Here is a 7,853-nt window from a genome sequence, read left to right as displayed (position 1 = left end):
ACTATCTTCTTGGCATACTAATTGTCTTAAAAGATTTCTAGAGGGAAAGTAGTTCCGATAATCCCTCATATGTCAACAATGTCTTTATTTAAGAACTGGAATAGCTTTGCCAGCCATCAAATCTTCACAGATAAGATTGCGCTTTTAAAAAAGGCTGAGACAATTCTTTCATACTATAAATCGAATCCTTCATTTTCTTCAACTAAATCGCACACACTCCTTTTTAGAGGACTTTATAGCTCTTCCTGTCTCTTCCTTCTCTTCAGAAAACAAAGAATCCACTGTTCAAATTTCAGATTTTTTTATAACTTAAAAAATCTGCCCTTCGCATTTTACAATCTCTAGAGGTTTCCATAGTGGCATACTTTTACTCATAACTCCATCCTCTTTAGAAATAGATTTTTCTACCAAGCTTGTAAATTTATAAAGAAAGTCTTTTAAATTTTCAGATAAGAATGTATACTTAGTTTAATTGTTGGACATTTGGACATTAAGCCATTTAGTTTGATAATTAACATAAAATAATTCTTGAAAGGATGAAGAATATGAACGAGCCTAATTACGCAATAATCGGTGCTGGTAATGGAGGACATGCTTTTGCAGCCCACCTCAATCTGATGGGATTTAATGTTAATTTATACGATGTTGATCCAGAAAGGGTTAGAGAATTACAAAAAACACAAACAATAAAAACCACCGGTGCAGTAAACGGAGAAGCGCATATTGATTTAATTTCAAATAATATTGAAGAGGTTATCAAAGGGACGGATATTATTATGGTTGTAATTCCATCAGTGTATCATGCGAGCATTGCCCAAAAAATGGCACCTTATCTTGCAGATGATCAAATTGTAATATTGAATCCTGGTGCTACAGGAGGGGCCCTAGAAGTAAGCTTTATTTTCAAGAAAGAGAGTAACGCGAAAAGAGTTATAGTGGCGGAAACGAACACGCTGTTATATGCATGCAGAAGTCCTAAAGTTGGAGAAGTTATTATCAGTGGGGTGAAGGATTGTGTAAAAGTTGCGACCATCCCTAGCGAAGAGGCAAAAAGAATAGAAGGGTTATTGAATTTATCTTTTCCAGAGTTTAAATCTGTCCCAAATATCATGTGGACAAGTCTAGAAAATGTAAATGCATTGTTGCACCCTGCACCCACTCTTTTAAATGCTGGGAGAATTGAAACCAAAGTACCTTTTAAATACTATCTAGACGGCGTAACACCATCTATAGCTATGTTAATAGAGAAAATGGATGAAGAACGTTTGCGAATCGGAAAAATATTGGGCATAGAATTACCTTCTATTTTGGAGTGGTATAAATCAAGCTATGGGGTTGAAGGAAATTCACTATATGAAAGCATTCAAAAGGTAGAGGCCTATCAAGAAATAAATGGGCCTACTACTTTAAATACTAGATATCTTTTTGAAGATATACCTACTGGTTTGGTACCACTATCAGAACTGGGTAAAATGGTGGGCATAAGTACACCAACCATTGATGCAATAATTGACTTGGGAAGTGTTATTTTAAAAAGAAACTTTAGAGAAGATGGACGGTCATTGAGTAAGTTAGGGCTAGAAGAAAAAGGAATTCACGAAATTCATACATTACTTTCGATATAGTTGACTTCCCACAAAATTTCATTCTTTATTCAATGAATTAAATGGCCATTGGACTGGGAGCGAACGTCACCATTCTAGATGTTAACCTGGATTGGCTTCGCCAACTGGATGATTAATTCGATGGAAGGCTGAAGACATGGGCTTCCAACCCGTTGAATATCGCCAACTCAGTAAAAAAAGTCGATTTATTAGTCGGCTCCGTGTTGATTCCCAGAGCGCGCGCACCTCAACTCGTCACCGAAGAAATGGGCAAAACCATGCAGCCCGATGCAGTGATCGTCAATGTCGCCATCGACCAAGGCGGTTCTATCCAGTTGCGAAATAAAACGATAAAATTTAGTTTAAATTAAGATCTTCGAATGCATGGAGAAAGTGATCAAACATAGCGTCTCTAGCCTTTTCAGGTTCTGCTTCCTTTATTGCTTTCACAATTTTCACATGATCTTCAAGAGTTCTTTGTTTATTAATTTTATCTTGGTATACGGGGGTACGCTGTGCTTTTAATTCATCTGAATAGCTTTGAAATAACTTAATAATATACTTGTTTTGAGACAAGGTAACAATTAGCATATGGAATTCGAAGCCTTCAAGTGCATAGTTTTTGTCCTTTATTAGTTTCTCACCCAAAGTTTCTAAAAGAGATTCAAGTATTTCAATTTCCTCTGCGCTAGCATTTTGAGCCGCCAAGAATGCAGCTTGTGCTTCAAGAGCCATTCTAAAATGGAGAAAGTCAATTAAAGAGCTTCTGTGATCAGTAAGCAACTCAACTAATTCTGTATTTTCTATTTTCCGCAGTGCATTTTCAGTAACAAATGTCCCTTTCCCTGCTGAAGAGTGAATTATTCCAAGGATCTGCAAGCTTTTGAGTGATTCTCTAATAGAGTTCCGGCTAACTTCAAAGGTAAGGGCTAGTTCTTTTTCACCAGGAAACTTATCTCCTGGCTTCCAACTTCCCCTTTTGATCTCATTTATAAGTTGATTAATGATATCTTGATAAAGAGAACTTTTAGTAGCTGGTGTAATCATTATGCTCCTCCTTTTGTACAAATATCCTATAATGTACTTCTACTATACACCATCAGTTACTTATAAATATAACTTTACTTTATAATTGTATTATTATTAATTTTCTATAATTTAAAAATAAAAATTAAATTATTAGAAAAGTATATCTTTTCAAAAAAACAGTTGATACAATTGTTGGACATTACTACATTCAGACTTATCAGAAGGGAGATTTGGAAACAAATATCTACTAAATAGTTATTAATGATAAATTGAAAATTAGATAATGAACTAAAGTAAGCGATTTCATTTTTGAACATAATTCATTTCAGGTTATCATTTTAAGGAGGGGTATTATGAGTCCATTATTTGTTATCATTGCCAGCAGTTTGGGAGTTCTTATTTTTAGCGGGGCTATTGCGTTGTATATAGGAAGTAAAAATAAAGGAAGTGAAAATTGGGAAGTGGGAGGACGTTCACTCCCCGTTTATGTGGTCATTGGGACTCAATTTGCTACTGCTATGGGTGGAGGAATGCTAGTAGCCCATGTAGGAATTGGTTATGCATCTGGATGGTCTACCTTAACTTATGGATTAATTCTTAGTGTCGGTATTCTTACATTTGTGTTGATCGCACCTTGGCTCAGAAGCAAAAATTTCACCACTCTGCCAGATGTAATTCGTAGTATATACGGAAACCACCCTGTCTTAAGCGGAATGACTGCTCTTATGACCATTATTGTTCCTTTCGGTTGGGTAGCTACGCAACTTGTTGCATTTGGAAAATTATTAGAGCCCATCACGGGTATTTCTCCAACTATCCTAATGTTTTTCTTAGCTATATTCAGTTTAGTCTTCATTATTCCAGCAGGTCTTACTTCAATTGCCTGGACAGATTTCATTTTTGGAGTAGGAATGCTCATTATGACTGTCATATCCTCTTTTATGGTTATTAGTATGGCTGGAGGATGGAATGAAGTAATAAGTAGCAATCCAGCTACATCCTGGGAATTTCCTAGCGGTCTCGGGGCTGTGGGCATGTTGACCATTGTATTATGGACACTTTCGATTATTCCGGGGACATTGACCAATCAAATGTATTACCAACGAATTTATGCAGCCAAAAACACCAGCAGTATTCGCACTACTTTGATAGCAACTGCGATTATTATTATGCTCGTAGAAATTTGGGCGGCCGTTATGGGAATGTCGATTTTCACAATGAACCCTAATTTAGCAGGTCCAGAGTTAGCTGCTGGATGGTTTTTAACTCAAGTGCCTACTTGGTTCTTGGCTTTATACGCTAGTTTTATTATCGCTACAATTATGTCTACCGTTAATAGTGGGGTTCAATCTGTTGTTGTAAATATCACTAGAGATTTGTATCAGAATCATATCAATCCGGATGTAAGCGAGAAAAAACTTCTAGCTATGTCACGTTGGACTTCGGTTGTCATTATTGCCATAGCTTATGTTTTAGCAACTCAATTTACAGGTGCATTAAATTGGCTCGTTGCAACTTATGCATACTCTGCTGGTGCTCTGCTAGTACCAATATTCGGAGGGTACTTATTAAGAAACACATCTATAGTAACGCCCTATGGCGGTATTGGAGCAATGATATTCGGAATATTGGGTACCGGCATTGCTCACGCCATGGGCACCACTATTCCTTATGTCATTTATGGCTTAGGACTATCTTTAATCGGGTTATTTTTAGTCAGTTTCCTTACTCGAAATAAAGATTTTCAATCGAAAATGTTAATTGAACAGAAAAAATCTGTGTAAATAATTATTATTATGTTCAATAGGATAAACGGTAACAGAGGATGAGCTCACTTTCTACTGAGAGGTAGAAAGTGAGCTCATCTTTTTACCTTTCATTAAACATTTAGAACAAATTTCATATTCAATAATAGCAAAATAAACTGGTTTAACAAATCGTTTTTGAACATAAGTCTCAAATGGTTCTTTCCGCAGTTAGTTGAATTTACGCTCTTCGAGCAGTAATTATTTATTCCGTAGAAGTTCAAAACTGTTTCTGCCATACATCACGCGTTTAATGATTTCCAGCATATTGATGCTTCCTTCAGTTAAGCCTGCTCGTGGACAGACTTGCATCCTCTCCGCCTTGTCTAGCGAAAACCATGGTGTTCCTTGCCCTCAGCGAAAGTTCGTTCGATGGTGTAGTGAGGTCTTCAATAAAGGAAAAATCAATCAACGCATCTACCGTATCGAGACAGTAACCTGTTCATGAAGATAGTTTTTAACAGGACTAATCATGAGACCTCGCTCCTTCATTTTCTTTCAGGTCACCGTAAAAAAGTAACGAATAAACAAAAAAGGGAGAGTTGATGCTAATCAAAGCGCACCTTCTCTCCCTTCGTATTCCTGCAACTTCCGATAAGGGGTCATATGTTAACTATTTTTATAAAAATGAGAAAACACCTTTCAATGTTCTAATCTACTCAGAAAAAACAAAAGGTGTTTTTAATACAATATTTAGTTCACTGTACCATAAGCTCCTCCCTTATTTACTTTATTAATATAGACGATTACTTAACGATTTAGTCGGAAACCTTAAACACCACTAATTTTAATTCGGTCATCTCTTCTGTTGCATACTTTATTCCTTCACGCCCTGTACCACTGTTTTTCACACCGCCGTAAGGCATCTGATCAACTCGGAAAGATGGGATATCATTAATAATGACTCCTCCTGCCTCAATTTGCTCAATTGCTTGGAAGGACTTTTCAATTGAAGTAGTGTAAACACCTGCCTGAAGCCCATACTGTGAATCATTTACATACCTGAGTGCCTCTTCAAATTTCTCATACGTATTAATTAATACAATTGGCGCAAACGCCTCTTTACAATTTAATGATACATGCGCAGGAACCTTGGCGATAATAGTTGGATCAATAACCGAACCCTCTCTCTTTCCGCCACATAAAATTTCTGCTCCTGCATTTTTAGCTTCTTCAATCCATTCTTCAGCTCTTATAGCTTCTTTCTCCTGAATTAAAGCAGACATATCAGTTGATTCATTTGCAGGATCTCCGATTTTCCATTTTTCAACACTTTGAAGCATTGCTTGGCTAAATTCCTCATACAGTTCTTTCTTAACAAATATTCGTTGTAGAGAAATACATACTTGACCAGCAAAAGTGAAAGCTCCTTCTACACATCTATTTGCTACACTTTGAATATCCTCCACATCATCAATTACAACTGCTGAATTTGAACCTAACTCTAAAGTGGATTTTTTCAAACCGGACTTCGCCTTAATATCAAGCCCTACTTCTAAACTGCCCGTAAAGGTAATTAATTTAATATCGGGATGTGTAACCAGGATATCTCCTATATCACCACCCTTTCCAATCACAACATTTAGTGCACCAGCTGGAAGTCCAGCTTGCTCAAAAATCTCTGCTGTTTTTAAAGCACTCAACGGTGTTTGCGAAGCAGGCTTTAGTATAAGAGTGTTCCCAGCTGCAAAAGCAGGTCCTAATTTATGCGCTACTAGATTAAACGGAAAGTTAAATGGCGTAATTGCACCTATCACACCCACTGGTTCACGTCTAGTAAAACCAAATCTACCTTTACCACCTTTTGCAGCATCCATAGGTATAGTTTCTCCTGTAAGCTTCTTTGCTTCCTCCGCCGCAAATTTATACGTTTCAATTGTTCTTAATATCTCACCTCTGGCGGATTTAAGAGGTTTAGCATTCTCTTTAGTCAAAATAAGTGCGCATTCCTCAAACTGTTCCTCCAATAAATGAGCGACTTTCTCTAAAATAGTTGACCTTTCTAAAGCTGTTAGTGCTTTCATTTTTTCTTGAGCTAACTTTGCACTTTCAATAGCTTCGAAAACATCTTCTTTTGTTGAAAAAGATACTTGGGCTACCTTGTCTCTGTTATAGGGAGACTTCAATTCATAAGAAGTTTCTCCTTCTCTCCATTCACCATTGATAAACATTTTTTCTATATTAGTCATTTCCCATTAACACCGACCTTTCCATGATACGCATTTTCATATATTTCTTTGATCATTCTTTCAGACAACTTATAAGGCGTATTGGCTAATAGTCTTTCCACTTTTGAAGCACTTTCCGCTAATTCGGCTAATGCAATTTCTGGAATATCTAAATCTTTTAGATTTTTCGGCAAGTTGAGTGTATCTAATAATTCAAATAAATATTGGACTACAGATGGGAGTGCTTCTCTCGGCTGGCTAGAGTAATCACCTAATTGTAAGAATGAAGCTACTTCGACCATCTCACGAGTACATGTCGTCCCAATTTTATTAAATACATATGGCATTAGCAAGGCATTTGCTACACCATGCTCAATGTGATATTTTCCCCCAAGCGGATATGCCAAGGCATGAACTGCACCTACACCTCCATTAGCAAGCGATACTCCAGCTAAAGCACTCACCCAGCTCATACCTGTACGAGCTTCTAAATTAGAGCCGTTGTGGACCGCACTAGTGATATACTCAGGGAATAATCGCATAGCTTTCTCAGCAAAAATCTTGGTAAGTGGTGTAGCCTTTACTGATATATAAGATTCAATAGCGTGTGTAAAAGCATCTATGCCAGATGATGCAGATACTCTTGGAGGACATGAAATCGTTAACCCTGGATCAATTATAGCCAAGTCAGGCAGTAATGCCGGACTAACTATACCTCTTTTTAACTCTTTTTCTTCATCACCAAAAATAGCGTTCATTGTCACTTCAGACCCCGTGCCAGATGTTGTCGGTACAAGAATGCATGGTGTTTGACGCTTTCCAATCTGTTGAGTGCCACTCAGATAAAGATCAACGTCCTCAGTCAGGAGAAGAGCAGCCGAGGCCTTTGCTACGTCTAACGCACTTCCTCCTCCAACACCTATTACAAGATCAACATTTTCTTCTTGAAGTTTCTTAGTTACATTCTTAACTAACTTGAAGGTTGGTTCACCTGATATATCTGTAAATGTATAAATTGGAACATCTGTAGATTTTAACACCTTTTTTAACTTGTCTACTATACCTGCTTGTGCTACCCCTTTATCACTTACAATCGCTATTTTTTTTGGAGAGTATTTTTGGATCTCCTCAGGCAAACTTTTGTGGGCTCCACACCCGAATTTAAAATTAGTGGGCATTCTGAAATCAGAAATATTTAGTTTTTCATTCGTAATTACCATAGATATCAACCACCTAACTTTATTTTA

5 protein-coding genes and 1 pseudogene are annotated in these 7,853 nt (G+C 37.1%); 3 read left to right on the top strand and 3 right to left on the bottom strand.

Features of this window, described 5'->3' with window-relative positions; genetic code table 11:
- Window positions 1–545: 545 nt before the first annotated feature.
- Both Q0785_RS12405 and Q0785_RS12400 read left to right on the top strand, forming a co-directional pair.
- Window positions 546–1,625 carry an NAD/NADP-dependent octopine/nopaline dehydrogenase family protein gene (locus Q0785_RS12405; protein WP_298830169.1) on the top strand — a complete coding sequence of 360 codons (1,080 nt, stop codon included), beginning with the start codon at window positions 546–548 and terminating at the stop codon, window positions 1,623–1,625.
- A gap of 41 nt (window positions 1,626–1,666) precedes the next feature.
- Window positions 1,667–1,939 (top strand): annotated as a pseudogene (locus Q0785_RS12400) (alanine dehydrogenase); the annotation flags it as partial.
- A gap of 22 nt (window positions 1,940–1,961) precedes the next feature.
- On the opposite strand, the gene Q0785_RS12395 reads toward Q0785_RS12400, so the two are convergent.
- Window positions 1,962–2,651: a FadR/GntR family transcriptional regulator gene (locus Q0785_RS12395; RefSeq protein ID WP_298830167.1), complete on the bottom strand. Its 690-nt coding sequence runs from the start codon at window positions 2,649–2,651 to the stop codon at window positions 1,962–1,964.
- 335 nt (window positions 2,652–2,986) lie between these two features.
- Between Q0785_RS12395 and Q0785_RS12390 the strand changes: the two genes are divergently transcribed.
- A complete protein-coding gene (locus Q0785_RS12390) occupies window positions 2,987–4,417 on the top strand; it encodes a sodium:solute symporter family protein (RefSeq protein ID WP_298830165.1) in 1,431 nt (476 codons plus the stop codon).
- Window positions 4,418–5,196: 779 nt separating this feature from the next.
- Here Q0785_RS12390 and Q0785_RS12385 read toward each other — a convergent pair.
- Window positions 5,197–6,627: an aldehyde dehydrogenase family protein gene (locus Q0785_RS12385; RefSeq protein ID WP_298830163.1), complete on the bottom strand. Its 1,431-nt coding sequence runs from the start codon at window positions 6,625–6,627 to the stop codon at window positions 5,197–5,199.
- Window positions 6,624–7,826 carry an iron-containing alcohol dehydrogenase gene (locus tag Q0785_RS12380; protein WP_298830161.1) on the bottom strand — a complete coding sequence of 401 codons (1,203 nt, stop codon included), beginning with the start codon at window positions 7,824–7,826 and terminating at the stop codon, window positions 6,624–6,626. Before Q0785_RS12380 ends, Q0785_RS12385 begins: the two co-directional genes overlap by 4 nt.
- Window positions 7,827–7,853: the final 27 nt, after the last annotated feature.

It is taken from the genome of uncultured Planococcus sp. (assembly GCF_947501725.1).
In the GTDB taxonomy this organism is placed as follows: domain Bacteria; phylum Bacillota; class Bacilli; order Bacillales_A; family Planococcaceae; genus Planococcus; species Planococcus donghaensis_C.
Note: the sequence above shows the minus strand (reverse complement) of the source record. Positions and strands in the feature narration are given on the sequence as shown.